Raw genomic sequence first — 25577 nt, 5'->3', positions numbered from 1 at the left:
TCGCCCCGGGGGCGCTGCCCCCGGACCCCCGGAGTATTTTTGGCAAGATGAAGCAATGATGAAACCGAAAACAGAGGCCGAGCTGGCCGGGATGGTGGGCGCGGCCTCGGGGCCGTTGCATGTCTTCGGGGGTGGCACGCGGCCTGTCGGAAAGCCGGTGACGGGCGAGGCGCTCAGCCTGGCGGATTTGTCGGGCATCGTCGATTACGAACCCGGTGCGCTGACACTGGTCGCCAAGGCGGGCACGCCGGTGGCGGAAATCGAGGCCGCGCTGGCCGCCGAGGGGCAGCGGCTGGCGTTTGAGCCGATGGATCATCGCGCTCTTCTGGGCACCCAAGGCACGCCGACGATCGGCGGCGTGGTGGCGGCGAATGTCAGCGGTCCGCGCCGTGTGTCCGTCGGGGCGGCGCGCGATTCCCTGTTGGGGGTGCGGTTCGTGGACGGATCGGGCCGGGTGCTGAAGAACGGCGGCCGGGTGATGAAGAACGTCACCGGCTATGATCTGGTCAAGCTGCTGGCCGGAAGCCACGGCACTTTGGGCGTCCTGAGCGAGGTCAGTTTCAAGGTGCTGCCGACGCCCGAAGCGGTGCGCACGCTGGTGGTGCACGGGGTCACCGACGTGGCGGCGCTGGATGCGATGACGCGCGCCATCACCAGCCCTTTCGAAGTGTCGGGCGCGGCGCATCTGCCGGGCGACGATCCGCGCGTCCTGTTGCGGATCGAAGGCTTTGCCGGGTCGGTCGCGTACCGGGCGGGGCAGCTGACATCCCTTTTGGCCGACCTGGGCGAGATTTCCGAGATTGCCACGCCCGAAGACAATGCCGGATTGTGGCGCGCGGTGCGCGATGCCGAGGCGTTGAAGGATCGCGCCAATGTCTGGCGTATCTCGATGACGCCCGGCGCGATGGTGAACGGTTTGCTGCAGGCCCTGGGTGACGATGCCCGGACCTATATCCTCGACTGGGCCGGGGGGTTGTGCTGGCTGGGTGCGGATGGCGGTCCCGAAGCCTTGCACCATCGGCTGCAATCGCTGGTGGCCGACCGGGCCGTGAATGCCGGTGGCGGCGGTCATGTCACCCTTGTAAAGGGCGACGCGGCGCTGCGGGCATCGGTGCCGGTGTTCCAGCCCGAACCTGCGCCGATTGCGGCGCTGGCACGGGGCTTGCGCGAAAAATTCGATCCGAAGGGTATTCTCAATCCGGGGCTGATGGGCTGATGCAGACGAACTTCACCGAAGACCAACTCAAGGATCCCGGCACCGCCCGCGCGAACGAGATCCTACGCGCCTGCGTGCATTGCGGGTTTTGCACCGCGACCTGCCCGACCTACCAGGTGCTTGGCGACGAACTGGACAGCCCGCGCGGCCGTATCTACCTGATCAAGGACATGCTGGAAAACAACCGCGTGCCGGACGAAAAGACGGTCAAGCATATCGACCGCTGCCTATCCTGCCTGGCCTGCATGACGACCTGCCCCTCGGGTGTGCATTACATGCATCTTGTCGACCACGCGCGCGACTATATCGAAAAGCACTATGACAGGCCCTGGCACGACCGCGCGCTACGTTGGGTTCTGGCGCGCATCCTGCCTTATCCGATGCGGTTCCGCGTGGCCCTGCTGCTGGCCAAGATCGGCCGGCCCTTTGCCCCGCTGATCCCCGATGCGCGGCTGCGCGCGATGCTGGCGATGGCGCCAAAGCACATCCCGCCGGTCAGCCGCAACGACGACCCCCAAAGCTTTGCCCCCAGGGCCGAACGCAAGATGCGCGTTGCGCTGATGACGGGGTGCGCGCAAAAGGCGCTGAACACCGATATCAACGACGCCACGATCCGCCTGCTGACCCGGCTGGGCTGCGAGGTGGTGGTCGCCGAGGGCGCGGGCTGTTGCGGGGCGCTGACGCATCACATGGGCAAGACGCGGGAAAGCCACGCGACTGCCACGAAAAACATCCGCGCCTGGACCCGTGAAATGGACGGGCAGGGGCTGGATGCCATTGTCATCAACACCTCGGGCTGCGGCACCACGGTCAAGGATTACGGCCACATGTTCCGCAACGAACCGCTGGCCGACGATGCCGCGCGGGTCAGTGCCATTGCGATGGATGTGAGCGAAGTCCTGATGAAACTCGACCTGCCCGAAGGCGGCGACCGCGGCCTGACCGTGGCCTATCACGCGGCCTGTTCGCTGCAGCATGGCCAGCAGATCAAGACCTTTCCAAAGGATCTGCTGAAACGCGCGGGTTTTGCCGTGGTGGAGCCCGCCGACAGCCACCTGTGCTGTGGCAGCGCGGGCACCTACAACCTGATGCAGCCCGAGATTTCGGCCAAGCTGAAGGATCGCAAGATCCGCACGATCGAGGCGCGCAACCCCGACGTGATCGCGGCGGGCAATATCGGCTGCATGATGCAGATCGGAAGCGGCACGGAGCTGCCCATCGTGCACACGGTGGAATTGCTCGATTGGGCGACCGGCGGCCCGGTGCCGCCCGCGATGCTGGACCCCGCAAAACGCAGCCCCGAGATCCCGGTTCTGCGGTAGCGCGCCAAACTTTCGCCCCAATTCTTTCGTATTGGTCCGTCTATCCACTTGGATAGGCGGACAATGTTAAAACAATACCTTTTTTGCCTGATGATTTTCGGGCTCGCCACGCAGGCAGGTGCGGGCGACACACCTCTTTTGAAACTGGACACTGCTGATGACGGGCGCGGCTGGGAGGCCGTGGGACGGCTGGAAATCGGGCAGGAGGCGTTCTGCACCGGCTCCCTGATCGAAGAAGACCTGGTTCTGACCGCAGCCCATTGCCTGTTCACGAAATCCACCGGTGCGCCGGTAAACCCCGGCGAGATCGAGTTCCGCGCCGGGTGGCGCAATGGCCGGGCCGAAGCGTACCGGCGCGTGCGGCGCGCCGTCGTTCATCCTGATTATGTCTTCGGTGGCGACGTTGTGTCGGACCGCGTGCGCAACGACGTCGCCTTGCTTCAGCTCGATCGTCCGATCCGCACCACGGCCGTCACGCCGTTTGAAACCGATGTCGGGCGCAGCTCGGGCCAGGCCGTGGGGATCGTGTCCTATGCGCATGACCGCGCGGATGCCCCGTCGCTGCAGCAGGTCTGCAATGTGATGGGCTATCAGGCGGGTATGCTGGTCACGTCCTGCAACGTCGATTTCGGGTCGTCCGGATCGCCCATATTCAGCTTCGATGGTGATCAGCCGCGTATCGTGTCAGTCGTTTCCGCCAAGGCGCGGATAGACGGTGATCCGGTCGCGCTGGGCACGGAATTGTCACGGCCGCTGAACGAATTGCGGGACATCCTGGCGCATGACGACGAGATGTTCCTGCGCGCGCCCGTGGCAGGCAACGCCGTGTCGCAAGATGAAGGACGCCGGGCGAGCGGCGCCAAGTTCGTCAAGCCATGACGCTCCGGCCGCGCATTGTCCTGTCGCTGATGCTGATGTTGGCGGCTGGCTGGGCGCAGGCCCAGTCGCGCGCGGAATCGACCGGTCTGGACAGGCTGACGCGGCGTGGCGATCTTCTGGGATGGGAGGCAGTGGGCCGTGTCGACATGGGCAGCGCCATGTGCACCGGCGTGCTGATCGCGCCCGACCTCGTGCTGACGGCCGCGCATTGCGTCTATGACCGCAGAACCGGAAAGATGCGCGATGCAGGGACCATCACCTTCCGCGCCGGGTTTCGCGATGGCCGTTCGGTCGCTGAATCGGGCGTGCTGCGGGCCGTCGCGCATGACAATTATGACCCGACCACGGGCACGTCACCCAATAATATCCGCCACGACGCCGCACTTCTTCAGCTGTCCCGCACGATCCCGGCGATGACGGCGGCGCCTTTCGCGATCTACACCGGAAATGCGTCGGATGGGCAGGTCAGCGTCGTGTCCTACGGCCAGGGCCGGTCCGAGGCGCCGTCGTGGCAACGCGCCTGCGCCTTGCTGGGCCGGGGGGACGGGCTGATGGCGTTCAATTGCGATGTCACCTACGGGTCGTCCGGCGCGCCTGTCTTCATGAAGGATGGCAACCGCGCGCGCATCCTGTCGCTCGTGTCGGCGGGTGTGCTCGACCAGAAGGAAAAGGTCTCCTACGGGATGGAGCTTGGCCCGGTCGTCGCCGACCTCAAGCGGCAATTGCGCAGCCTGCCAAGCCGCAGCCTGACCGGCACCGCCAGCGAAGGCGCGCGGCGCGTTTCGGTCGGTGTGAAGCGGCTTGGAAACAGTGGCGGTGGCGGCGCCAAGTTCGTACGCCCGGGCGGCTGATCGCGGCAGCCCGCGCAGGGCTTGAAACCGCGCCGTTTCCTACCCACATCCATCCTGTCGGATCGCCGCAACGGGGTCCGACATAGCCGCGCCTGTCCCTTCGGGAAGGCCACACCACACAGGTATCGCTCAGAAGGAGGATAACCCTATGAGAAGCTTTGATCTTGCACCGCTGTACCGTGCAACCGTCGGGTTCGACCAGATCGCCGACATGATGGACCGCGTTTTTGCCAATGACGTGAGCCAGCCCAGCTACCCGCCTTACAACATAGAAAAGACCGACGAAAACGCCTATCGCATTTCGATCGCCGTGGCCGGCTTTGCCGCCGACGATCTGGGCGTCGAGGTCAAGGAAAACGCGCTGATCGTCACCGCCCGCAAGGCCGAGGACGATGCTAGCCGTACGTACCTGCATCGCGGCATCGCGACCCGCGCCTTCGAACGCCGGTTCCACCTGGCCGACCATGTCCGCGTGACGGGCGCCAGCCATGCCGATGGCATGCTTCATATCGAGCTTGAGCGGGAAATCCCCGAAGCTCTGAAACCCCGCCGCATCGCGATTGCCAGCGCCGACAGCGCGGCGCGCGAAAAGGATGTGGTGGACGCCGAAACCGTGAACTGATCATCCAGCGTCCCAAATCGGATGATTCCGCGCCCCGGTGCTTTCTGCACCGGGGCGTTTTTTGTTGCCCTGCGGTCCGCCTTATTTGCGCGACAGCCAGCGGCGGATACGGCCGCGCGTGTCCGACAGGCTTTCGCCTGCTGCGTCGAACCCTTCTTCGATGTCTTCGAGAACCGGGTCGATGCGCGCCGCGCGGAATCGCCGCCAGCGCACCCAGATCGCCCAGAACACGGCCGCGACGAACAGCAGGATGATGATGTTGAGCCACGGGATGATCCGCACGTCCGGCCCGTCGACGGGGCGCACGCTGATTGCGTTGGGATAGATCGACAGGAATTCGTTGCGCCAGCCGTAATGCTTGATCACCACCCATTGCGGGTCGTTCGCGGTCGAACGGAGGTTGTTGGCCTCGGCCTGCAGGTTCGCGGTGTCGAACTTGAAATAGGGCGGCCAACCCCAGCCGGTATCCTCGTTGCGGTAGATCATGGGCCGGTTGTTGGTGCGGAACGCCTGGATGAAGAACACGTCGCGATTGGCCGTGTTCTCGGCGTCGCCGGTGCCCTGGTTCGACCAGAAGATCGAGTTCTCGCCGAAATCTATGCGCTTTTCATAGGTGTCGGCGATGCGCGCCACGTCGTGCTGGGGCAGCGTGTAGTGAAAGAACGCCACCACCAACGTCCAGAAGGTGATCCAGAACACCCATTTGACATAAACCATGCTGTGGCCCCTTCAGTAAAAATTGGTCAGGTAGATGATGATCGCGACGATGGTGATCGGCACTATGTAGACGCCCAGGATCAGTTTGCGGCGCAACGAGTGGTCATAGTCCTTTAACCCCTCGTCGATGAATGCCTCGCGGTCGCCGGTTCGGATTTCCTCGTCCCATTCTCGGGCCAGCTTGCCGCGCCGCACGCTGCGCGAATAAAGCGACAGCGACACGTAGATCACCGTCAGAACGATGAACCCTATGATCAGCAGCCGTGCCAGTGCCAGCATCGTATCAGCGCCCCCTTACCGCGCCCCAAGGGCCAACCCGCGCAATCATCTCGTCGCGCGAGGACGAGGCGCGGTCCATCGGCGCCTCGTGCCCGAACAGGGCCGCCCGCGCGCCGACCTTGTCTACCTGATATTCCCGGTCGAGGAAATCGGCGACATAGGATTTCTTGGTCTCCGACCAGCCGGCATAAAGCCGGTAGAACAACTGCTTGTGGCAGATGAAAAGCTGTCGAACATCTTTGGGGCTGAGTTCCGCCAGAAGCTGGTTCACCAGATCGCGGTCGGGATGGTCGCTGGCGCGCAGCGTGTAGAAATAGGCCGGATGATCCGATGTGATGCGCGGCCAGCGCCCGCCATCCTCGGCCCAGATCACCAGGTCCTGCAGTGCGTGAAATTCGTCGGGCAGGCGGCGGGCGTAATCGCGCGCCAAGGCGCGGATGTCGCGCCTGGTGGCCCCTGACAGGTCGATCCCGGCGTCCTGCGCGGCATCGACCACGATGAAATCCATCTTCTGCCGCAGGATCGCGCCGGCATCTATGCCGCGCGCCTTCACGATGGGCTCGACCAGCGCGTTCAACTCCAGGAACCGGGCGATCTGGTTGCGGTCGCGCAGGTCGAACACATGGGCAACCGGCATCTCGCCCAGGGTGGATTTGTCGCCGCTGGCGATGACCGCCGGGTGCTCCATCCCCCGGAACAGGTACAGCCCGCCGAAATGCGAGGTCCAGTAATTGTCCTGCACGAACTCCATCTGTTTCAGCCGCACGGGGTTGCGCGTCACGTCGCCGGTGCGCTTGGCCACGGTGATCATGTCCGCGATCAGCACATCGTCGAACCAGGCGTCTTCCTCGGCCATGAACCGGTCTACCATCTGGCCCAGCCTTTCGGCATCGCGCACGGTGCCCGTGGTGGTGTCGGCCTCGATCCTGATGCGGCGGATATCGAACAGCTTGGCGGGCCGGTCGATCGTGTAGACGGTATTGAGCAGCTCGCCCGCCACCGCGTCCTTGGCGGTCAGCGCGAAAAGCTGCGCCTCGTTCTCTTCGATGAACTGCCGCAGGATGCCCCGCGACATCGAAAACGCCGCATCCAGCAGCGGTGCGGTTTTCTGCTGCGTCGTCAGCAGGATGAACTGCCGGTTGCAGCCCCCCTGGTTGAGATAGAGATCATCGCCCAGCTCGTCCCCCACCTCGGGGGAATAGCCGCTGATATCGACGTGGAAATCGGTCAGGGCCGTGCGCCTGCCCGTCAGGTGTTCCAGCGCGCGGTTATAGCGATCCACCAGCGCGGGGCTGTCGATATGGACCAGGTTGCCGAACATCAGGCCGCGTTGGATGAGGCGTTTCATCTGGTCATCTCCTTCGACGCCCTGTGCTGTGCGCGGCACTCATTCCCGCCCCTCCAGATACCGCTTCTTCGCCTCTTCTGTCCGGCGCATGTCGCGCACCATGCCGTCTATCGCCACCTCGTCGGACTTGTCGGCATAGCGGAATTCGCTGTCGGCGTAGCGGTTGATCTCCTGGACCACCATGTCGACCGTGATGGGGCGGCGCAGGTCTGAGATCATCGCGGATTTCTCGTCATAGGATTTGAACAGGAACAGGTCGGGGCTCTCCATCCACTCGTCGGGCAGTTCGAAATCCATCGCGCGCACCTTGACCGCGTCGGTGATGTTCTTGATCGCGCGCCCGGTGAACCGCTCGTCCGCTTCCTGGATCGCCTTCAGGTAGGTGCCCAGCTTGGCGATGGTGTCCAGCGGGCCGATCCGCCCCTCGACCCGGTCCCAGACCCGCAGCAGCCCGTCCTCATGCGGGCGGTTGTGGCTTTCGAAACTGGCGGCCACGGCGCGTTTGATCTCCTGCGCGGCGTAGAGCTCGTGATCGCCCAGCGGAATGTCGTGCCTTTTCCCCATCAGCAGCGCGAGGATGTCGATGTAGTCCTCGCGCGTCTGCGGGCCATCGACCAGGAACCGCGCGCCCGCGCGCTGGCGCAGCGCGTCGTCGACGTTTTCGGGATAGTTCGAGAACATGCCGAAGGTGCAGTTGCCGCGCACGACCGTGTTGGCCCCGGCGAACGCCTCCATGAACACCGCCGTCACCTCCTGCTGGCCCGCGCTGGATTGCCGGTCGCCGCGCTTGCCCGCGATCTGGTCGATATCGTCGATCGTGCCGAACCCGATAACCGACGGGTCCAGCACATTCTGGACAAACGCCTTGGCGTTCTGGCCCGACTTGCCCTGGTAGCTGTCGATATTGTCGATGCCGAAATTCTGATACCGGAACGGGTAGCCCGCGTTCTGGCAGTAGTCGTACAAAAGCCCTGCCATCATCTGGATCAGCGTGGTCTTGCCCGTGCCCGGCTTGCCGTCGCCCATGAAGGTGAAGATGAACCCGCCCAGTTCCGCGAAAGGGTTCAGGCGGCGCTCGAAGTCATAGGCCATCAGCATCTTGGCCAGCCGCAGCGCCTGGTACTTGGCGATATGGTTGCCCACCACCTCGTGCGGTTTCTTGAACTGCATGGTCAGGGTGGTGCCGCGCGCCTTGCGGGCCGGGGTGAAACCGTTGATCGACAGGTCGTCTGCCTCGACCTTCCAGTTCGCGGCGGTGAACGGGCCGACGCGCGCGGCGGTCTGCGCACGCAGCGTGACCTTTTCCATCAGCTGTTCGGCGAAGGCGGCAATGGTGGCGACCATGCGCGCCTCATCCGTTCCCAGCGCGGCAATATCCTGATCCAGCTCCCACAGGCAGCCATGCAGCGCAAGTTGCGCGTTGTCGGTCAGCGTTTCCTCGGGTGTGCCCACCTCGACCGTCACTTCCGTCTGGTGCGGGGCCAAAAGAAAGGCCGTGGCGTTGGCAAAGACATGCAGGCTGACCAGTGCCTCTGCCTCGAGCAGTTCGCCGAATTCTGTCTTCCGGTCGGCGCCTAGCGACCCTTCGAGGTTCGCACGTTTCAGCGCGCCCAGTCCGGTCATGCCGGAAAACGCCTCGCCCACCGCCAGAGAAATCGCCAGCGCCCGGCGCAGCGCGTGAATGACGGTTGCCTGCAACGGCGAAACCAGAGGGTCGTCGCCATCCGCGGCTTCGATCCGGGCGATAAGCTGCACGCCTTCGGGCCGCGCGGTCGAGCGCGTCACCAGCCCCGGCGTGGTCGAACGAAAGCGCCGCGTGCGGCTGATGCCGGGCGACCGTTCGGGTGCGGCAGACACCTCGCGCGGTTTGGCGATGCGCGGCGTGTGGTCGAACCCTTCGAGCATGGCTGTGGCGGCGTCGTAATGGGCGCGGATTTCCTCTTCGCGCAGTTCCATCTGGTCACTCGTCAGGCTCATTGCCGGCTATCCTCCCTGGTGGTGCCGTTGCTGCGCAGATAGGTGATCAGCCCATGAGACAGAAAGATCGGCCAGGTCAGCCACAGCAAGATCGGCAACCCATGCGCCCGCGACCGGGCGACATTCTCGGGAAACAGAAATTGCCATAGTAAAAGCACAAGCCACAGGCCCAGCACGGACAGGAAAAGCGCCCGATCCCGGCGCAGATGTGCGGCAAAGCCCGCCAATGATATGCTCTTGTGGCTCATCGGTAACTCAAAACCCGGTCCGCCTGTCCCACAACGAATTTGCGCACGCTGGCGAACCCCGCCGGGTTCATTTCCGCCAACACCTGGTAGGGCCGTTCCGGCAGGATGATCGCCCGTTCGGTGCGCGTGGCCCCGGTATCCACCCCGCGCCCCGAAAACGGATCCAGCGCAAAGACCTCGCGCTCGGCGGTGGTGAACCATCCGACCTTTTCCTCTTCGACCCGTTCGCTTTCCAGCTCTTCGACGGTCCAGGCCAGCGCCCAATCCTGACCGATGGTGCTGCCTGCCTCGGCCAGCACCTCGCGCAGCGGGCCGGTCTGGCGGGTATAGGCGTGCGAATACATCGGACCGATATGAAACCGCCGCAGCCGTTTGGGGTGCAGGTCGTTGAAATAGCAATCAAAGGCGGTGGCGATCGTCACCAGCTTCAGCGCGCCCATGGATTGGCCCATCAACTGTGCCTGCACTTCGGGCCAGCGGCGTTCGTCTTTCGGCAGGGCGGTACGGCCGGTATCCTCGACCTCCATCAGGTAGACGGTGGGCAGGTTGATCTGGCTGTCATAGACCGCCCAGTGCAGCAGGTAGCGCCGCCTGTCCCCTTCGCCCGACAGCCACAACGCCTGCGGATCGTTGCGCGCCCAGAACAGCGCCCCCTTGGCCAGCTCTTCGTAATAAAGCCGTTGGGACAACGCGAATTGCAGCTTGGTCGGCAATTCCTGTTCGCCGACGATGCGCCGGACCATCTCGGTCTTCAGCGCTTCGGTGTCGCGCATTCCGGCCAGATGCCCAGGCGCCTGCTGCGCGTCATTGGCCATTACAAGCAATTCGTTGAACACCGGAAAACCCGATTCCACGGTGTCGATCTGAAGCGAACCGAAGAACTGCCCGGTGTCGCGCCCCGCCAGCAGGTATTTCATCGACAATGCGCGGAAGGTGTAGCTGATCGCCGTCACGTATCGCGTCAGGATATCCACCTCGCGCGCGTTCATGCGGCCCTCGGCCTCCATCACGCCCGCGACCTGCGCCAGGTGCCGCGTGATCGCGTCGAACTTGCGGAAATAGCGGCGGCTGGCAAAGGTATCCGTCAGCGCGGCGTGATCGCGGGCCAGCTCCGGGGCGGCTGTATTCTGCCCGGTCTCACTCATCGCGTTTCCTGTCCATCAGGTAGGCCGCCCCGCCGATAGCGCAGAACAGGATCAGCCACACCCCCTTGGGCAGCGCATCCAGGCCCAGGCGGTCGAACCACGCCCAGGCATCCAGCCCCACCAGGTCACCCAGGCTGAGCGCGACGACGCCCGCGATACAAAGCCCTACGAAAAGCATCCAAAGCAGCCTCATGCGCGCCTCGCCCCTGCCACGCCCCGCTTGAGCACAAAGCCCATCCTCAGCCCCCGTAGAGGTTCTTGTCGTGCTTTTCGACGATCTGCTGGAACCGTCGGGCAAAGCGTTCGTCCGCCTTGGCCTTGGCTTCCAGCACCTCGCGGGCGAATACCATGTGGCCCTCGTGCGCCTCCAGCATGTCGGCCATTTTCTGGTTGGTGGCGGTGCCGATGGCGGCCATGGCGCTTTGCGCCTCCTTGTCCGTCTCGACGCCGATCTCGTTGATGCGGTGCGCCACGTCCTGCTGCTGTGCGGTTTTCAGCGACTTGGTCAGCGCGTCATACAGAACGACCCGTTGCTTGGTGTCCGTCTGCAGCTTGTTGATCAGCACCATCTGCGTCGCGGCCTGGTTCTGCAGGCTGTCGACCCAGGACTTGCCCTTTTCGATATAGCGTTCCAGCGTCTGCGACTTGGCCAGTTTGACCTGTTCCTGCTGAACCAGCTCGTTGAAGGTCTTGTTCAGATCGGCCAGCTCGGTTTCCAGCCTTGTGCGCGCGGCGGCATCCTGTTCGACGCTGATCCTGTTTTCCAGCTCGATGATCCTGGGGTCCATCGACTGGATTTCAGTGCGCACGTTCTCCAACTCCTGCACGGTGAATTCGCGCTCGTCCAGGGTTTCGGTCAGGTTGGTTTCCACGCGGGTCTTCTGTTCGTTCAGCACGTCCAACTGGCCCTGCAGCAACTTTGTGATGACATCCGACTTGGCGATCAGATCCTGCAGCTTGTCGTCGATCGAGGCCGTGCGCATCCGGTCCTGGCGCATCGCCTCGGCCCGCGATCGGGAAAAGATGCCGACAAGGCTTTCCCACCCGGTTTTCGAACGCATCTCGTCGAAATCCTTGGAAAAGGCCGCCGTCACGTCGTCCAGCCCCATGATGAGTTCCGCGATATTGGCGTTCATCACCTCGGTATGGGCGTGCACGTCTTCCAGCGTGGCGTTCTCGATGTCGATGGCGATATCGTCGCCGGATTTCATCTTGGTGCGCGCCGCTTCGATCCGGCTGGAAAGCTCGGCGATCTTGGCCTGCGCTTCGGCCACCTGTTTCTGGGATTCCTGAACCTGCGCGTCAAAATCGGCCATGCGGTACTTCCTTCCTCGTCAAAATGCCCCGTCTGGGGAACATATGGGTAATGTTACGCCGCTTTACATCAGGCGCCCGATCCGCTTTGCGCAGAGTGTTGCAAAATGGCATGACAAAAGAAAGGCGCAACTCGCGCGGGAGAAACAACGCCCAAGGGCATCCGCCGGGGTTGCCGGAGGCGCGCCAGCCGCGCCCCCGGACGTGCCGCACCTAGCCGACGACGTTGAAATCCGGGCCATAGGGATAGCCCGTGATGTTCTCGTTGCCGTCTTCCGTGATCACCAGGATGTCGTGCTCGCGATAGCCGCCCGCGCCGGGCGCACCCTGCGGGATCGTCAGCATCGGCTCCATGCTGATCACCATGCCGGGGCGCAACACCGTGTCTATGTCCTCACGCAGTTCCAGCCCCGCCTCGCGGCCGTAGTAGTGCGACAGAACGCCAAAGGAGTGGCCGTAACCGAAGCTGCGGAATTGCAGCAGGTCGCGGTCTTCGAAGAACCTGTTGATTGCATGGGTCACCTCGGCACAGCTGACGCCGGGTTTCAGCAGGCTGATCCCCAGTTCGTGCGCGGCCACGTTCGCCTCCCATATCTTCAGGCTTGCGTCGTCCACATCGGCCACGAACATCGTGCGCTCCAACGCCGTGTAATAGCCCGAGATCATCGGAAAGGTGTTCAGGCTCAGGATATCGCCGCGTTCCAGCACGCGGCCCGTCACCGGGTTATGCGCGCCGTCGGTGTTCAGCCCCGACTGGAACCAGACCCATGTGTCACGGTATTCCGCATCGGGAAACCGCTTGGCGATCTCCAGCTCCATCGCGTCGCGCCCGGCCATGGCCACGTCGATTTCGCGAACGCCCGCCTTCACCGCGTCGCGGATGGCATATCCGCCCGCGTCGGCCACCGCCGCGCCCTGACGGATCAGGGCGATCTCGGCGGGGCTTTTCATCATCCGCTGGCGCATCGTGGCTGGCGCGATATCCACCATCGTGACCGGCGACAGGAAATCTTCCAGCTTGTCGCGTTGCTGCAGCGTCAGGTGATCGCCCTCGTATCCGATGACCTTGTTCTCACCCGCGACATGCGCCACCGCGCGCCAGAAATTGTCACGCTGCCAATCGGTATAGGTGATGTTGTCGCCATGGCAGCGCCGCCAGGGCTGGCCTGCGTCGATGCCCGCGCTGATCGTCACGCAGTCGGTTTCGGTGACGACCAGGCCATAGGGGCGGCCAAAGCTGCAATACAGAAAGCCCGAGTAATAGGCGATGTTGTGCATCGAGGTCAGAACCACCGCGCCCGCGCCGGTATCGTCCATGATGCGGCGCAGCCCGCGCAGACGGGCCTCGTATTCGATTTCGGAAAAGGGCAACGGGGCCTTTTCGCCATTGTGGAAACGGAAGAATTCTGGACGTGCAGTCATTGCGACCCTCCTTTTGCAGAAGGTCCCGGCGTTCAGGGCTGTGGGATAAGGGCGCGCCCCCGAAAGGGACGGGGCGACGCCATCGCCCGTGCCTGCGCTACAGGTTGCCTATCCCGCGCGATCTGGCAAGGTGCAATCGACAGCAAGAGGGGGCAGGAATGACCAAACCGGGCAAGCGCAACCTGATTACCGACGTGGCCGGACTGCGCGTGGGAAACGCGCAGGATGATGCGATCAAGACGGGCGTGACCGTCCTGACCGCCGATCAGCCCTTTGTCTGCGGCGTCAACGTGATGGGCGGCGCCCCCGGCAGCCGCGAGACCGAGCTGCTGGCCCCGGACAAGACCGTGGCGCAGGTGGACGCGCTGGTGTTGTCGGGCGGATCGGCACTGGGGCTCGACGCCGCTTCGGGCGTGGCGAACGCCCTGCGCGCACAGGGACGGGGCTTTGCCGTGGGCAACCAGAACGTGCCGATCGTGCCGGGCGCGATCATTTTCGACCTGATCAACGGCGGCGACAAGGATTGGCCGGAAAACCCCTATCCCCTTTTGGGCGCCAAGGCGCTGGCGGCGGCCGAGGACGAATTCGACCTCGGCACAGCGGGCGCGGGTACCGGCGCGACCACTGCAACGCTGAAAGGCGGGTTGGGGTCTGCCTCGGTCGTGCTGCCCTCGGGGCATTCGGTCGGTGCGCTGGTGGTGGTCAATGCGCTGGGGTCGGCCACGGTGGGCCATGGCCCGCATTTCTGGGCCGCGCCGTTCGAACAGGGCGACGAGTTTGGCGGACAGGGCGTGGCCCGGGCCTATCCCGACACCCATGTTCCGCAGACCAAGCTGGCCGCCCACGCGAACACCACCATCGGGATCGTCGCGACCGATGCCGTGCTGGACAAGGCGCAATGCACACGGCTGGCCACCGCGGCGCAGGATGGCTACGCCCGCGGGCTGGTGCCGGCCCATACGCCGATGGATGGCGACCTGATCTTTGCCTTGTCGACAGGGGCCATGCCGCTGGAAAACCCCATTGCCGATACCCTGACGCTTGGTCACGCGGCGGCCACCTGCATGGCCCGCGCCATCGCGCGCGCGGTCCATGCCGCCACCGCCGCGCCCAACGACACGCAGCCCACATGGGCCAGCCGGTTCGGCGGCTAGCGCCCCGTCACGACAGCAAGGTCGCGATCATCCGGCTGTCGCCGTCCGCCAGCCCGTCGATCACGTCGAAATGATGCTTGCCGGGGTCGATGACATGCCCGCAGCCCCAGGCATCGGCCAGCCACTGCGCTTGGTCCAGAAAGGCGGGCCGCTCGTCCGCGCCGACCCAGACGGTCACAGGAAGCCCGTCGATGGGGCGCTGCAAGACCGGGCTTTCGGCCGCTGCCGCGGCCTCGTCCATGCCGAACTGCGCATTCATCGAGGTCTTCAGAAGGGGGCGCAGATCCGCCACCGGCGAGATTGGCATCACATGTGCCAGCCGCGCCGCCAATTTTTCGGGCAGGACGCCCGGCACGGCCATGCGCGCCACCAGATGCCCTCCCGCGGAATGCCCGGCCAGACGGACCGGCCCGGCGACCATCGGCGCCACGCTTTCCATGAACCGCGCGATCTGCCAGGTAATCCGCGCGATCTCGACCTGCGGCGCAAGGTCGTAGGACGGCATCGCCACAGCCCACCCGTGCCGCAGCATGCCGCCCGCCAGGTGCGACCAATAGCTTTTGTCGAAGCGCAGCCAATAGCCGCCATGCACGAAACAGAAAAGCCCCTTGGGCGTGTCACGCGGAAGGAACAGGTCGAAACACTGCCGGGCGCTGTCGCCATAGGGCACGTCGATTTCGGCAAGGCCCTGCTCGATCATCCCTTCGCGGAACGCGGCGGCCTTGCGCGCCCAGCCTTCGGGATAGGCATCCGAACCGGGGATATGCGCGGCGTTGGCGTAGGCGTCGTCGAGTTCCATGGGGTCTTCCTTAACATGACAAGAATTTGCGGGCTGTCCTCTGGACAAGCCTAGCGCATGGTGCTTTGCCTGTCCCATACCCATTTTCGAGGAGGGGATGAGATGGCCAAGACCGAAACAGATCTGAAATCGCTTTTGAAAGACCCGAGCCTGCTGGAGCCGCGCGCCTATGGCGGCGGCGAATGGATGGACGGCGAAGGCGGCGCGACCTTCGATGTGACCAACCCCGCCCGCGGCGACGTGATCGCCAAGGTGGCCGATCTCAGCCGTGCGCAGGTCGCGGCGGTGATCGACAAGGCCCATGCCGCCCAAAAGGAATGGGCGTCCTGGACCGGTAAGGAACGCGCCGCCGTGCTGCGCAAATGGTTCGACCTGATGATGGAGAACGCCGACGACCTGGCGACCATCCTGACCGCGGAACAGGGCAAGCCCCACGCCGAAGCCAAAGGGGAAATCGGCTATGGCGCGTCCTTCATCGAGTTCTTCGGCGAAGAGGCCAAGCGCGTCTACGGTGAAACCATTCCCGGACACCAGCGCGACAAGCGCATCACCGTGATCAAGCAGCCCATCGGCGTTGCGGCCTCGATCACGCCGTGGAACTTTCCCAACGCGATGATCACCCGCAAGGCCGGCCCGGCGCTGGCGGCGGGCTGTTCCTTTGTCGGCCGTCCCGCGGCCGAAACGCCGCTCTCGGCGACCGTTCTGGGCGTTCTGGCCGAACGCGCGGGCATCCCGGCGGGCGTGTTCAACATCGTCACATCCTCGCGCAGCAGCGAGATCGGCAAGGAATTCTGCGAAAACGGCAAGGTGCGCAAACTGACCTTCACCGGCTCGACCGAGGTGGGGCGCATCCTGTTGAAACAGGCCGCCGACCAGGTCATGAAATGCTCGATGGAGCTGGGCGGCAACGCGCCCTTCATCGTGTTCGACGACGCCGATCTGGATGCCGCCGTCGAGGGCGCGATCATGTGCAAGTTCCGCAACAACGGCCAGACCTGCGTCTGCGCGAACCGCATCTACGTGCAGGCGGGCGTCTATGACGCGTTCGCGAAGAAACTGGCCGACCGTGTCGGCAAGATGAAGGTCGGCGACGGCCTGGAAGACGGCACCGAGCTTGGCCCGCTGATCAACACCGACGCGATCGAAAAGGTGCAGGAACATGTCGCCGACGCCAAGGCCAAGGGTGCCGAGGTGCTGCTGGGTGGCGAGGTGCGGCAGGGGCCGGGCAACTTCCTGACACCGACCATCGTCACCGGCGCCACGCAGGACATGCTGTTCTCCAAGGACGAAACCTTCGGCCCGCTTGCCCCGCTCTTCAAGTTCGAGAACGAGGACGAGGTGATCGAGATGGCCAATGACACGATCTTTGGCCTGGCGTCGTATTTCTACGCCAAGGATCTCAGCCGCGTCTACAAGGTGGCCGAGGCGCTGGAATACGGGATCGTCGGCGTGAACACCGGCATCATCTCGACCGAGGTTGCGCCCTTTGGCGGCGTCAAGCAATCGGGCCTCGGCCGCGAAGGCAGCCATCACGGCATCGATGAATTCATGGAGATGAAATACATCTGCATGTCGGTCTGATCCGTCATTCCCTGACAATAGAAAGGGCGGCCCCTTGTGGCCGCCCTTTGTTGTCCGGTTGGGCGCGCCTTCGCGCGCGCTGCCCTGTCTCGCCTGCGCCCTCCGGGCTCCGGCTCGGGCGCGTGTGGCCGGCGCGACGCATCCACCCCGGCGCACGCGCTGCATGGCGTATGTCGGGCATGAGTATTTTTGGCAAGATGAAGCAGGGGGCCGCGCCCTATCGTTTGCCGTAATAGAGGCCCACGACATGTTCGGCCTGCGCGAAAAACAGCCAGCGTGACGCCAGGATGCCCAGCACATGGGTCAGCACCGCCAGCAGCCCCAGCCAGTGGTTGAACGGCAGGAGCAGCAGCAGGATCGGCAGGCCATAGCCCAGGATCAGCGCGATGGCCCGCAGCCGCGTGGCGTGTTTGCGCCCGACCACATGCACCATCTCGCGCAGCAGGTAATTGGTTCCTGTATGGGGCGGCTCGAATGCGCGGACTGTGCCCCCCTGCAGCCCCGTCGCGCTGGCCAGCGTCGTGCCCGAGCGTGCAAGCGCCCCGTCGCCATGCATCCAGATTGCCATCTGCACCGCCGCCGCCAGGGCTAGCAGTGGCGTGGCGATGGTGACCTGGCCCGCCAGCAAGGCCCCGCCCGCCGCCGACAGGGTCAGGAAATGCACCGGCGTCAGCCAGTTGTACCACCGCGGCACCGCCCGCAGCGAGGCATAGATCATCGCGGTGCAAGCAACCGTCACCACCGCAAGCGCCGCGCCCAGCCAGCCCAGCACCTGCCAGTCGGCGTCGAAAAACACCCGCCCGATGGCGTAAAGCCCCATCACCGTCAGCGTGGCGGTACTGGTCCAAGCCTCGCGGCTGAGCCAGCTGCTGCGCCATTGGGTGAACGCCTTGAGCGCGCGTTCGGGGTGGCCGAGGTGAAAGGTCGAGGCGACCAGCCCCCCGCCGGCCAGCGCATAGGCGATGGCGAAAAAGGCGAACGCCACCCAGCCGGTCGAACCGGGCATGCCGAGGCCGAGAAATGCCAGCAGGCCGAAGCCGAGGCCCGACAGCGTTGTAAAGAGGATGATGGAAGGGGCGGGATGCATGTCCGGTCACTCCTTCCCGCCGGGCAGCGCGTCAAGCGCCCGGTCGAGCCAGCCGAGGAAGCCTTGCGGCCCGGTCGTCACCGGCTCCAGGTAAGGGGCGAGCACGTCGACGTCGTCCAGCCGGTCGCGGGGCCGCGGCGGCAGGTACTTGTTCACCGGCTGCGTGCCCTGTTCCGCCATCAGGTCGACCCCGCCGCGCGCGGCCACCAGCTGGCTGACATCGCTTTCGGGATCGCCCAGGTCGCCGAAATGCCGCGCGCCCGCAGGGCAGGTGCGCACGCAGGCCGGTTCGCGGTCCTCCTCGGGCAGGTTTTCGTTGTAGATGCGATCGACGCACAGCGTGCATTTCTTCATCACCTGCTCGACCGCGTCCAGTTCGCGCGCGCCATAGGGGCACGCCCAGGCGCAAAGCCCGCATCCGATGCAGTCGCTTTCGTTGACCAGAACGATCCCGTCTTCGACCCGCTTGTAGCTGGCCCCGGTCGGGCAGACGGTCACGCAGGGTGCGTTTTCGCAATGCAGGCAGGATTTCGGGAAATGCACCAGTTGCGCGGTGCCCTCCGGCGGCTGCACCTCGTAGCTGTGCACCCGGTTCAGGAAGGTGCCCGACGGGTTGGCGCCATAGGCATCGGTATCGGACAGCGGCGCGCCGTAGTTTTCCGTGTTCCAGCCCTTGCAGGAAATCACGCAGGCATGACAGCCCACGCAGGTGTCGAGGTCGATCACCAGGCCCAGCTTGCGGTCGGTGCTTTGCGGCAGCGTGGTCATTCGCCCACCTTCCATGCCAGCGTGCCGGGCCCCTGTCCCACCGGCGACTTGATCGGCGGATAGGCCGGTTGTGACCGGTCCGGCGGGGGCACCTTTTCGATCTTCACCCGCAAATCGAACCAAGCGGCCTGACCTGTCACCGGATCGCTGTTCGACCAGCGCAGCCCGTCGCCGCGCGCGGGCAGCAATTCGTGGATCAGGTGATTGAGCAGGAACCCCTTGCGCGCCTCGGGCGCGTTTTCATCCAGCGCCCAGGCGCCCTTGCGCTTGCCGATGGCGTTCCATGTCCAGACCGTGTTTTCGTTCAGCGCGGCCATATGCGCCACGGGCACGGTGATCGTGCCATGCACAGAGCTGACCTGCGCCCAGTCGCCATCCGCGAAACCATGCGCCTGCCAGAGCTTCGTCGGCAGGTAGAGGGGGTTCACCCCGTGCAACTGCCGCAGCCAGGCGTTTTGCGTGCCCCAGCTGTGATACATCGCCATCGGCCGCTGCGTCAGCGCGTGAATGGGGTATTCCACGGGGTCGGCATGGCCGTCCTCGAAAGGTGCATACCAGATCGGCAGCGGGTCGAGCGTGGCCTTGATCCGTTCGCGCAGATGCTCGGGCGGCTGTCGTTCGCCATGGCCTTCGGCGGCCAGCTGGAACCGGCGCAACGGTTCCACATAAAGCTGAAACAGGTAGGGCTGCGGGCTGTCGAATAGCCCGAGTTTCACCGCCCAGTCCTGATAGGCGGCGTTCCAGGGTTTGTAATATGCGGCCGCATCGGGAATGTGGCTGACCCAGAAACCGCCGTTTTCGATGTAGCGGTCGATCTGTCTGGGGTTCGGCGCGCCGCGCCCGTCGCCGCCCGTCCGCCAGCCGGCCAGCGGGCCGATGCCGGGCTTGCGCTCATGGTTGACGATGTAATCGGCATAGTCGGCGTATTTCGCGGCCCCGCCTTCATCCACCATGCCGGGCAGGCCCAGCCGCGCGCCCAGGTCCAGCAGCACCGACTGGAACCCGCGCACATCGCGGTCAGGCTGCACCACGGGCCAGCGGATCGCATCCGCGGCGGCATCCGCCTCGCAGATCGGGCGGTCCAGCAGGCTGATGCAGTCGTGGCGTTCCAGGTAGGTGGTGTCGGGCAGGATCAGGTCGGCATAAGCCACCATTTCCGAACTGTAGGCATCCGAATAGATGATCCGCGGTATCACGTAATCGCCGTTGTCATCTGTATCGGTCAGCATCTGCATGACGCCGCCGGTATTCATCGACGAATTCCACGACATGTTCGCCATGTACATGAACAGGGTGTCGATCCTGTACGGATCGCCGGCATGGGCGTTCGAGATCACCATGTGCATCAGCCCGTGGGCCGACATCGGGTTTTCCCACGTATACGCCTTGTCGATGCGGACGGGGCTGCCATCGGCCGTCAGGCACAGGTCGTCCGGCCCCTGCACATAGCCCAGGTGCGGGCCGTCCAGCGGCGCGCCGGGCGTGGCCTTGCAATGCGGTTTGGGATGGGCGGTGGCGGGCTTGGGGTAGGGCGGTTTGAACCGGAACCCGCCCGGTGTCTCGACCGAGCCCAGAAGGATCTGCAGAACATGCAGCGCGCGCGCGGTCTGAAACCCGTTGGAATGCGCGCTGATCCCGCGCATCGCGTGAAAACTGACCGGGCGGCCCGTCATCACCTTGTGCGTTTCGCCCCGGAAATCCGTCCATTCCCGTTCCAGCGTGATCGCCTCGTCAAAGGCCACGCGCGCGATTTCGGCGGCAAGCGCCCTGATCTTTTTCGCGGGGATGCCGGTTTCCCCGGCAACCGCCTCGGGGGCGTAACGGTCGTCCAGATACCGCTCGGCCATATGCTGGAACACGGTGCGGTGGGTGATGCCGGCGCGCCTGTGCCGCGCGGCCAGATCGGGGCGAACGCCGGGCTGATCGAACGGCGCCAGCTTGCCGCTCGCGCGGTCCATCACCAGCTCCTTGCCGTCGTCATCCCGCAGGAACAGGCCGTGTTCCGGCGATTTCGGATCGCCATTGACCAGCACCGGCGCGTTGGTAAAGCGCGCAAGGTAGTCCAGGTCGACCTTGCCCGCCTTCAGCAGCAGGTGAACAAGGCTCAGGATCAGCAGGCCGTCGGTGCCCGGCGTGATCCCCAGCCAGTCGTCCGCGACGGCGTTGTATCCCGACCGGATCGGGTTCACCCCCACAACGCGGGCGCCGCGCGCCTTGATCTCGCCGATGCCCATCTTGATCGGGTTGCTGTCGTGATCCTCGGCCACGCCGAACAGGATGAACAGCTTGGTGTGGTCCCAGTCGGGCTGGCCGAACTCCCAGAACGCGCCGCCCATCGTGTAGATGCCCGCCGCCGCCATGTTGACCGAGCAGAACCCGCCATGCGCGGCGAAATTCGGCGTGCCGAACTGCTGCGCCCACCAGCCGGTAAAGCTTTGCGACTGGTCGCGCCCGGTGAAAAAGGCCAGCTTTTCGGGCGCGGTGTCGCGGATCGGTTTCAGCCAGCTCACCGCCAGGTCCAGCGCCTCGTCCCAGCTTATTTCCTCGAACGCGCCCGACCCGCGCGGCCCCACGCGCTTCAGCGGCGCGCGCAGGCGCGACGGGGCGTTCACCTGCATGATCCCAGCGCTGCCCTTGGCGCATAGAACGCCCTTGTTCACCGGGTGATCGCGGTTGCCCTCGATATAGGCCACGCGCCCATCCTTCATGTGCACGTTGATCCCGCAGCGGCAGGCGCACATGTAGCAGGTCGTCCGGCGCACCTCGTCCGAAACCTTTGGCGAGGTGTCGATCCTTGGCTGGTTCATGCTTGTCTCCCTGTTCCCCGGACTATCGCGTCACAACACCTGACGGACAAGCCCCGCGCTTGCCAGAACCACCAGCAGCGCCAGGCTGACCGGCCGGTAATGGCGCTCGTTTTCGGGGGTGAAATACCGCCGCCCCAGCCAAAGGCCCGCCGCGAAGGGTGCCAGCAGCACGCCATAGCGCAGCGCCGCCTGCATGGTCAGAATCCCCAGGACCATCTGCCAGAAGAACGTGACCGACCCGCCGATCGTGATGATCAGGATCATCGTGCCGCGCATCGTGCGCGGGGGCAGGTTGCGCGCCATGATGTAAAGCGCGTGAACAAGCCCCCCGATCGACGCCAGCCCGTTCACCACACCGGCAAGCAGGCCCACCAGAACCGCACCCGGACGGCCGCGCCCGACAGGCAGCGGGATGCGGGCCAGTTGGAGCGCCGCCAGCACCGCCACCAGCGCCAGCGCGATGATCCGGGACATGTCCGGGTCCAGCGTGCGTGTCAGGTGCAGGCCGGCAGGCACACCCAGAAACGCCGCGCTGACCAGTGTCAGGGCCAGCGGTTTGTCGGCATCGCCATACCCGCCGCGCACCAGCAATGCCGAGGCCGTAAGCTCCAGCAGCAGGCAGATCGGGATCAGGTCGATCGGCGCGATCCAGACCGTCGCCAACGCCATGATCGTGGCCGACGCCGCGAATCCGGTAAATCCCCGCGCCACGCCCGCCACGAACACCACAACGATCAGCCAAGCCAGCAAACCGCCCGAAAGACCCAGAATTGCCATCATGCCGCCCTCCGCCAGCGCTTGACCTTCGCGCTTGGCCGCGTCTTGCTGTGCGAAATAGGGGAGGCGGAAATGGACCTGATCGAAACCCTGTCCGATGCCGCGCGTGCGCGGCCTGCGCGCGTCGTCTTTCCCGAAGCGGACGAGGCCCGCATCGTGCAGGCGATGGCGCGCTTGCGCGACCGGCGGCTGTGCGTCCCGGTCACCCCGCCAGACAGCGCCAGCGATGCCGCCCTGCAGGCGCTGATCGACGCGCGCGGCGTGAAAGAGCCGATTGCGCGGCGCATGCTGTCCAAGCCGCTGTTCCGCGCAGCCGCCATGGTCGCCGCGGGCGAGGCAGATGCCATGGTCGCGGGTGTGGCCACGCCCACCCGCCGCGTGATCGAGGCCGCGGGCATCGCGATAGGGCTGCGCGATGGTGTGCGGATACCATCGTCGTTCTTCCTGATGCGGTTCCCCGACGGGCGGCAGATGATCTGGGCCGATTGCGGGCTGAATGTCGATCCCAGCGCCGAGGATCTCGCCGATATCGCCCGCGCCTCTGCCATATCCGCAAAGGCCCTGCTGGGCCGCGCGGACGTGGCGCTGTTGTCCTTTTCCACCCACGGCAGCGGCGCAGGACCATCGGTCGACAAGGTGCGCACCGCCGCCGAAATGACCGGATTTGCCGGCCCGTTGCAGGCCGATGCCGCGCTCAACCCGCGGATCGCGTCACAAAAGGGCGTGAAAGGGGGCGAAGCCAACGTTCTTGTCTTTCCCGATCTCGATGCCGGCAACATCGCGTACAAGCTGGCGCAGGAACTGGCCGGCGCACAGGCGCTTGGGCCGATCCTGCAAGGGTTCCGCCGGCCCGTCTGCGACCTCAGCCGCGGGGCCGGTGTCGACGACATCGTCGCGGCGACACTCGTGACGCTTGCACTGGGGTGATCCGGTTTCATGTCACCTCGTGCACGCGGATCGTGACCTCGGCCGGGGTAAAGACGGCATCCGCCACGAACAGCCTGTCGCTCAGCCAGCCATGCGGCCCGTCGGGCGCGTCGAAAACCGGCGCGGTGCGAAAGTAATAGCTGCCCGGCGCGGGGATTTCCCCGGCATCGACGCGCGCGATGACCTCGGGCGGAGCAATGAAAAGCCCAGCGTTGCGGATGTAGATCGGTGTGCCGTCGCTGGCCTCGATCGCATAATGCGCCTCGACCACCGAACAGCCGTCGCCCCGCTGCAATTCGTAATCCGCGCCACCGGGCACCACGCGGCCCGACAGGCGCGGCCCCTCGACCGTGCCGCCCGTGATCGGGATGATCCGCCGGTGCCCGTTCCGGCCCGGCCCGCCGTCAAGCGGCGGACCGATCTGCGCACGGATTTCAAAGGCAAAAGCCAGGCCGATCCCTGCCGCCATCCCCGCGCTCAAACGACCTGCGGGCGCATGTCGGCAGGGTCGATACCGGCCACGGCCACGGGTTTCTTCATCGCGTCGCGGCGGAACGGTTCACCCAGTTCCTGGTTGATCAGCGCCTCGATCAGCGTGGTCTTGCCATGCTTCATCTGGTCCTCGACCGCTTTGGCCAGAGCGTCCTTCAACTCGTCCATCGTGCGCGCCTGCACGCCCTGCAGACCGCAGGCCTTGGCGATACCGGCATAGCTCACCTGCGTGTCCAGCTCGGTGCCCACGAAATTGTCGTCGTACCACAGGGTCGAGTTGCGCTTTTCCGCGCCCCACTGGTAGTTGCGGAACACCACCATCGTGATCGCGGGCCATTCCGGCCGGCCGATGGCCGTCAGTTCGGTCACGGCAATGCCGAACGCACCATCCCCGGCAAACCCCACCACCGGAACGTCGGGGCAGCCGATCTTGGCTCCGATAATCGACGGCAGGCCATAGCCGCACGGCCCGAACAGGCCCGGAGCCAGGTATTTGCGCCCTTCCTCGAACGACGGATAGGCGTTGCCGATGGCGCAGTTGTTGCCGATGTCGCTGGAAATGATCGCCTCGCGCGGCAAGGCGCTCTGGATCGCGCGCCAGGCCATCCGCGGGCTCATCCAGTCGGGCTTGTCGTCGCGTGCGCGCTGGTTCCAGGTGGTGCCGGGATCGTCGTCCTCGTGGTCCATGCTGGCCAGTTGCTGCGCCCAGGCGGATTTCGTCTTGGCGATCGTCGCCAGCCTGTCCTTCTTCTCCGCGTCGTCGATATCCGAAATCCTGGCGTTCAGGCTTTCGGCGACCTTTTTCGCATCGCCCACGATGCCGACGCTGACCTTCTTGGTCAGGCCGATCCTGTCGGGATTGATGTCGACCTGAATGATCGCGGCATCCTTGGGCCAGTAGTCGATGCCATAGCCCGGCAGCGTCGAAAACGGGTTGAGCCGCGTGCCCAGGCACAGCACCACGTCCGCCTGTGCGATCAACTCCATCCCGGCCTTGCTGCCGTTATACCCCAGCGGACCCGCGAATTGCGGGTGGCTGCCGGGAAACGCGTCGTTGTGCTGATAGCCCACGCAGACCGGCGCACCCAGTTTCTCGGCCAGCGCCATCGAAGCCGGGATCGCACCGCCCAGCACCACGCCAGCCCCGTTCAGGATCACCGGGAACTTCGCACCCGCCAGCAGATCGGCCGCCCTGGCCAGCGCTTCTTCGCCGCCGCCGGGGCGTTCGAACTGCACGATCTCGGGCAGGTCGATGTCGATCACCTGGGTCCAGAAATCGCGCGGCATGTTGATTTGCGCCGGCGCGCTGGCGCGCTTGGCGTTCAGGATCACGCGGTTCAGCACCTCGGCCACGCGGCTCGGGTCGCGCACCTCTTCCTGGTAGGCGACCATGTCCTCGAACAGCTTCATCTGCTCGACTTCCTGGAACCCGCCCTGTCCGATCGTCTTGTTGGCCGCCTGCGGCGTCACCAGCAACAGCGGCGTGTGGTTCCAATATGCGGTCTTCACGGCGGTGACGAAGTTGGTGATGCCGGGGCCGTTCTGCGCGATCATCATGCTCATCTTGCCGGACGCGCGGGTATACCCGTCGGCCATCATCCCGCCCGATCCCTCGTGCGCACAATCCCAAAAGGTGATCCCGGCCTTGGGGAACAGGTCCGAGATCGGCATGAATGCGGAACCGATGATGCCAAAGGCATGTTCGATCCCGTGCATCTGCAACACTTTCACAAAGGCTTCTTCGGTGGTCATTTTCATCGGGTGGTCTCCGCTGTCGGGATGTTGGATTCGGGCCCTGGCCCGGCTGGCGCACAGGGTAACGGCTGAGTGGCGTCGTGATAGGGC

At 65.0% G+C, this 25577-nt stretch carries 24 protein-coding genes; 8 read left to right on the top strand and 16 right to left on the bottom strand.

Features of this window, described 5'->3' with window-relative positions; all coding sequences use genetic code 11:
- Positions 1-58 precede the first annotated feature (58 nt).
- From BLT50_RS05885 to BLT50_RS05865, 5 genes are all read left to right on the top strand, one after another.
- Positions 59-1216: an FAD-binding protein gene (locus BLT50_RS05885; RefSeq protein WP_090027952.1), complete on the top strand. Its 1158-nt coding sequence runs from the start codon at positions 59-61 to the stop codon at positions 1214-1216.
- Entirely contained in the window at positions 1216-2538 is a 1323-nt protein-coding gene (gene glcF / locus BLT50_RS05880) for a glycolate oxidase subunit GlcF (protein ID WP_090027530.1), read from the top strand. The genes BLT50_RS05885 and glcF overlap by 1 nt, the downstream gene beginning before the upstream one ends.
- A 90-nt stretch (positions 2539-2628) precedes the next feature.
- Entirely contained in the window at positions 2629-3417 is a 789-nt protein-coding gene (locus BLT50_RS05875) for a trypsin-like serine peptidase (RefSeq protein WP_090027951.1), read from the top strand.
- Positions 3414-4268: a trypsin-like serine peptidase gene (locus BLT50_RS05870; protein WP_090027528.1), complete on the top strand. Its 855-nt coding sequence runs from the start codon at positions 3414-3416 to the stop codon at positions 4266-4268. The genes BLT50_RS05875 and BLT50_RS05870 overlap by 4 nt, the downstream gene beginning before the upstream one ends.
- A gap of 148 nt (positions 4269-4416) precedes the next feature.
- Entirely contained in the window at positions 4417-4890 is a 474-nt protein-coding gene (locus BLT50_RS05865) for an Hsp20 family protein (RefSeq protein WP_090027526.1), read from the top strand.
- Positions 4891-4971: 81 nt separating this feature from the next.
- Here BLT50_RS05865 and BLT50_RS05860 read toward each other — a convergent pair whose 3' ends face one another.
- The 9 genes from BLT50_RS05860 to BLT50_RS05820 form a co-directional block, all read right to left on the bottom strand.
- Positions 4972-5607 (bottom strand): DUF1523 family protein, encoded by a 636-nt coding sequence (locus BLT50_RS05860; RefSeq protein ID WP_090027523.1) that lies wholly within the window; start codon positions 5605-5607, stop codon positions 4972-4974.
- Positions 5608-5619: 12 nt separating this feature from the next.
- Positions 5620-5886, bottom strand: a complete 267-nt coding sequence (locus tag BLT50_RS05855; RefSeq protein ID WP_090027521.1) for a hypothetical protein — start codon at positions 5884-5886, stop codon at positions 5620-5622.
- A gap of 4 nt (positions 5887-5890) precedes the next feature.
- Complete coding sequence (locus BLT50_RS05850) at positions 5891-7234, bottom strand: DUF6638 family protein (protein WP_090027950.1); 1344 nt, start codon at positions 7232-7234, stop codon at positions 5891-5893.
- A gap of 39 nt (positions 7235-7273) precedes the next feature.
- On the bottom strand, positions 7274-9211 hold the full coding sequence (locus BLT50_RS05845; RefSeq protein ID WP_090027518.1) for an AAA family ATPase: 1938 nt from the start codon (positions 9209-9211) through the stop codon (positions 7274-7276).
- Complete coding sequence (locus BLT50_RS05840) at positions 9208-9459, bottom strand: hypothetical protein (RefSeq protein WP_090027515.1); 252 nt, start codon at positions 9457-9459, stop codon at positions 9208-9210. Before BLT50_RS05840 ends, BLT50_RS05845 begins: the two co-directional genes overlap by 4 nt.
- Positions 9456-10604 carry a hypothetical protein gene (locus tag BLT50_RS05835; protein WP_090027513.1) on the bottom strand — a complete coding sequence of 383 codons (1149 nt, stop codon included), beginning with the start codon at positions 10602-10604 and terminating at the stop codon, positions 9456-9458. The genes BLT50_RS05840 and BLT50_RS05835 overlap by 4 nt, the downstream gene beginning before the upstream one ends.
- Entirely contained in the window at positions 10597-10797 is a 201-nt protein-coding gene (locus tag BLT50_RS05830; protein ID WP_090027511.1) for a hypothetical protein, read from the bottom strand. Before BLT50_RS05830 ends, BLT50_RS05835 begins: the two co-directional genes overlap by 8 nt.
- A 46-nt stretch (positions 10798-10843) precedes the next feature.
- Positions 10844-11920, bottom strand: coding sequence for a hypothetical protein (locus BLT50_RS05825; protein WP_090027509.1), 1077 nt, complete (start codon positions 11918-11920; stop codon positions 10844-10846).
- Positions 11921-12131: 211 nt separating this feature from the next.
- Positions 12132-13340, bottom strand: coding sequence for an aminopeptidase P family protein (locus BLT50_RS05820; RefSeq protein ID WP_090027506.1), 1209 nt, complete (start codon positions 13338-13340; stop codon positions 12132-12134).
- Positions 13341-13498: 158 nt separating this feature from the next.
- Here BLT50_RS05820 and BLT50_RS05815 point away from each other — a divergent pair, with 158 nt between their 5' ends.
- A complete protein-coding gene (locus BLT50_RS05815; protein WP_090027504.1) occupies positions 13499-14494 on the top strand; it encodes a P1 family peptidase in 996 nt (331 codons plus the stop codon).
- A 7-nt stretch (positions 14495-14501) separates the two neighbouring features.
- Here the strand turns inward: BLT50_RS05815 and BLT50_RS05810 are convergent, their stop codons facing one another.
- A complete protein-coding gene (locus BLT50_RS05810) occupies positions 14502-15293 on the bottom strand; it encodes an alpha/beta hydrolase (protein WP_090027502.1) in 792 nt (263 codons plus the stop codon).
- Between the two features lie 102 nt (positions 15294-15395).
- On the opposite strand from BLT50_RS05810, the gene BLT50_RS05805 reads away from it, so the two are divergent.
- Positions 15396-16874, top strand: a complete 1479-nt coding sequence (locus tag BLT50_RS05805) for an NAD-dependent succinate-semialdehyde dehydrogenase (RefSeq protein WP_090027499.1) — start codon at positions 15396-15398, stop codon at positions 16872-16874.
- A 217-nt stretch (positions 16875-17091) separates the two neighbouring features.
- Here the strand turns inward: BLT50_RS05805 and BLT50_RS05800 are convergent, their stop codons facing one another.
- Genes BLT50_RS05800 through BLT50_RS05785 form a run of 4 tightly spaced genes read right to left on the bottom strand, consistent with a single transcriptional unit; the run spans position 17092 to position 22316 of the window.
- Positions 17092-17961: a dimethyl sulfoxide reductase anchor subunit family protein gene (locus BLT50_RS05800; protein WP_090027497.1), complete on the bottom strand. Its 870-nt coding sequence runs from the start codon at positions 17959-17961 to the stop codon at positions 17092-17094.
- 6 nt (positions 17962-17967) lie between these two features.
- Positions 17968-18729 (bottom strand): 4Fe-4S dicluster domain-containing protein, encoded by a 762-nt coding sequence (locus BLT50_RS05795; RefSeq protein ID WP_090027495.1) that lies wholly within the window; start codon positions 18727-18729, stop codon positions 17968-17970.
- Positions 18726-21536, bottom strand: coding sequence for a molybdopterin oxidoreductase family protein (locus BLT50_RS05790; protein ID WP_090027492.1), 2811 nt, complete (start codon positions 21534-21536; stop codon positions 18726-18728). Before BLT50_RS05790 ends, BLT50_RS05795 begins: the two co-directional genes overlap by 4 nt.
- 30 nt (positions 21537-21566) lie before the next feature.
- A complete protein-coding gene (locus BLT50_RS05785; protein ID WP_090027490.1) occupies positions 21567-22316 on the bottom strand; it encodes a sulfite exporter TauE/SafE family protein in 750 nt (249 codons plus the stop codon).
- Between the two features lie 69 nt (positions 22317-22385).
- On the opposite strand from BLT50_RS05785, the gene BLT50_RS05780 reads away from it, so the two are divergent.
- Positions 22386-23240, top strand: a complete 855-nt coding sequence (locus BLT50_RS05780; protein ID WP_090027949.1) for a phosphate acyltransferase — start codon at positions 22386-22388, stop codon at positions 23238-23240.
- A gap of 7 nt (positions 23241-23247) precedes the next feature.
- Here BLT50_RS05780 and BLT50_RS05775 read toward each other — a convergent pair whose 3' ends face one another.
- Both BLT50_RS05775 and xsc read right to left on the bottom strand, forming a co-directional pair.
- Entirely contained in the window at positions 23248-23709 is a 462-nt protein-coding gene (locus tag BLT50_RS05775; protein ID WP_090027487.1) for a DUF3237 domain-containing protein, read from the bottom strand.
- Positions 23710-23717: 8 nt separating this feature from the next.
- Entirely contained in the window at positions 23718-25490 is a 1773-nt protein-coding gene (gene xsc, locus BLT50_RS05770) for a sulfoacetaldehyde acetyltransferase (protein ID WP_090027485.1), read from the bottom strand.
- Positions 25491-25577: the final 87 nt, after the last annotated feature.

It is taken from the genome of Lutimaribacter saemankumensis (genome assembly GCF_900100005.1).
GTDB lineage: Bacteria > Pseudomonadota > Alphaproteobacteria > Rhodobacterales > Rhodobacteraceae > Lutimaribacter > Lutimaribacter saemankumensis.
The sequence above is the reverse complement of the archived record's forward strand: the minus strand, read 5'-3'. Positions and strand labels throughout refer to the sequence as shown.

Coding starts and splice junctions, on each gene's coding strand:
- BLT50_RS05860 (WP_090027523.1), bottom strand. CDS start 5,607: ATGGTTTATGTCAAATGGGTGTTCTGGATCACCTTCTGGACGTTGGTG.
- BLT50_RS05840 (WP_090027515.1), bottom strand. CDS start 9,459: ATGAGCCACAAGAGCATATCATTGGCGGGCTTTGCCGCACATCTGCGC.
- BLT50_RS05875 (WP_090027951.1), top strand. CDS start 2,629: ATGATTTTCGGGCTCGCCACGCAGGCAGGTGCGGGCGACACACCTCTT.
- BLT50_RS05865 (WP_090027526.1), top strand. CDS start 4,417: ATGAGAAGCTTTGATCTTGCACCGCTGTACCGTGCAACCGTCGGGTTC.
- glcF (WP_090027530.1), top strand. CDS start 1,216: ATGCAGACGAACTTCACCGAAGACCAACTCAAGGATCCCGGCACCGCC.
- BLT50_RS05855 (WP_090027521.1), bottom strand. CDS start 5,886: ATGCTGGCACTGGCACGGCTGCTGATCATAGGGTTCATCGTTCTGACG.
- BLT50_RS05795 (WP_090027495.1), bottom strand. CDS start 18,729: ATGACCACGCTGCCGCAAAGCACCGACCGCAAGCTGGGCCTGGTGATC.
- BLT50_RS05775 (WP_090027487.1), bottom strand. CDS start 23,709: ATGGCGGCAGGGATCGGCCTGGCTTTTGCCTTTGAAATCCGTGCGCAG.
- BLT50_RS05820 (WP_090027506.1), bottom strand. CDS start 13,340: ATGACTGCACGTCCAGAATTCTTCCGTTTCCACAATGGCGAAAAGGCC.
- BLT50_RS05790 (WP_090027492.1), bottom strand. CDS start 21,536: ATGAACCAGCCAAGGATCGACACCTCGCCAAAGGTTTCGGACGAGGTG.
- BLT50_RS05780 (WP_090027949.1), top strand. CDS start 22,386: ATGGACCTGATCGAAACCCTGTCCGATGCCGCGCGTGCGCGGCCTGCG.
- BLT50_RS05835 (WP_090027513.1), bottom strand. CDS start 10,604: ATGAGTGAGACCGGGCAGAATACAGCCGCCCCGGAGCTGGCCCGCGAT.
- BLT50_RS05850 (WP_090027950.1), bottom strand. CDS start 7,234: ATGAAACGCCTCATCCAACGCGGCCTGATGTTCGGCAACCTGGTCCAT.
- BLT50_RS05825 (WP_090027509.1), bottom strand. CDS start 11,920: ATGGCCGATTTTGACGCGCAGGTTCAGGAATCCCAGAAACAGGTGGCC.
- BLT50_RS05815 (WP_090027504.1), top strand. CDS start 13,499: ATGACCAAACCGGGCAAGCGCAACCTGATTACCGACGTGGCCGGACTG.
- BLT50_RS05845 (WP_090027518.1), bottom strand. CDS start 9,211: ATGAGCCTGACGAGTGACCAGATGGAACTGCGCGAAGAGGAAATCCGC.
- BLT50_RS05810 (WP_090027502.1), bottom strand. CDS start 15,293: ATGGAACTCGACGACGCCTACGCCAACGCCGCGCATATCCCCGGTTCG.
- BLT50_RS05870 (WP_090027528.1), top strand. CDS start 3,414: ATGACGCTCCGGCCGCGCATTGTCCTGTCGCTGATGCTGATGTTGGCG.
- BLT50_RS05800 (WP_090027497.1), bottom strand. CDS start 17,961: ATGCATCCCGCCCCTTCCATCATCCTCTTTACAACGCTGTCGGGCCTC.
- BLT50_RS05805 (WP_090027499.1), top strand. CDS start 15,396: ATGGCCAAGACCGAAACAGATCTGAAATCGCTTTTGAAAGACCCGAGC.
- xsc (WP_090027485.1), bottom strand. CDS start 25,490: ATGAAAATGACCACCGAAGAAGCCTTTGTGAAAGTGTTGCAGATGCAC.
- BLT50_RS05785 (WP_090027490.1), bottom strand. CDS start 22,316: ATGATGGCAATTCTGGGTCTTTCGGGCGGTTTGCTGGCTTGGCTGATC.
- BLT50_RS05885 (WP_090027952.1), top strand. CDS start 59: ATGAAACCGAAAACAGAGGCCGAGCTGGCCGGGATGGTGGGCGCGGCC.
- BLT50_RS05830 (WP_090027511.1), bottom strand. CDS start 10,797: ATGAGGCTGCTTTGGATGCTTTTCGTAGGGCTTTGTATCGCGGGCGTC.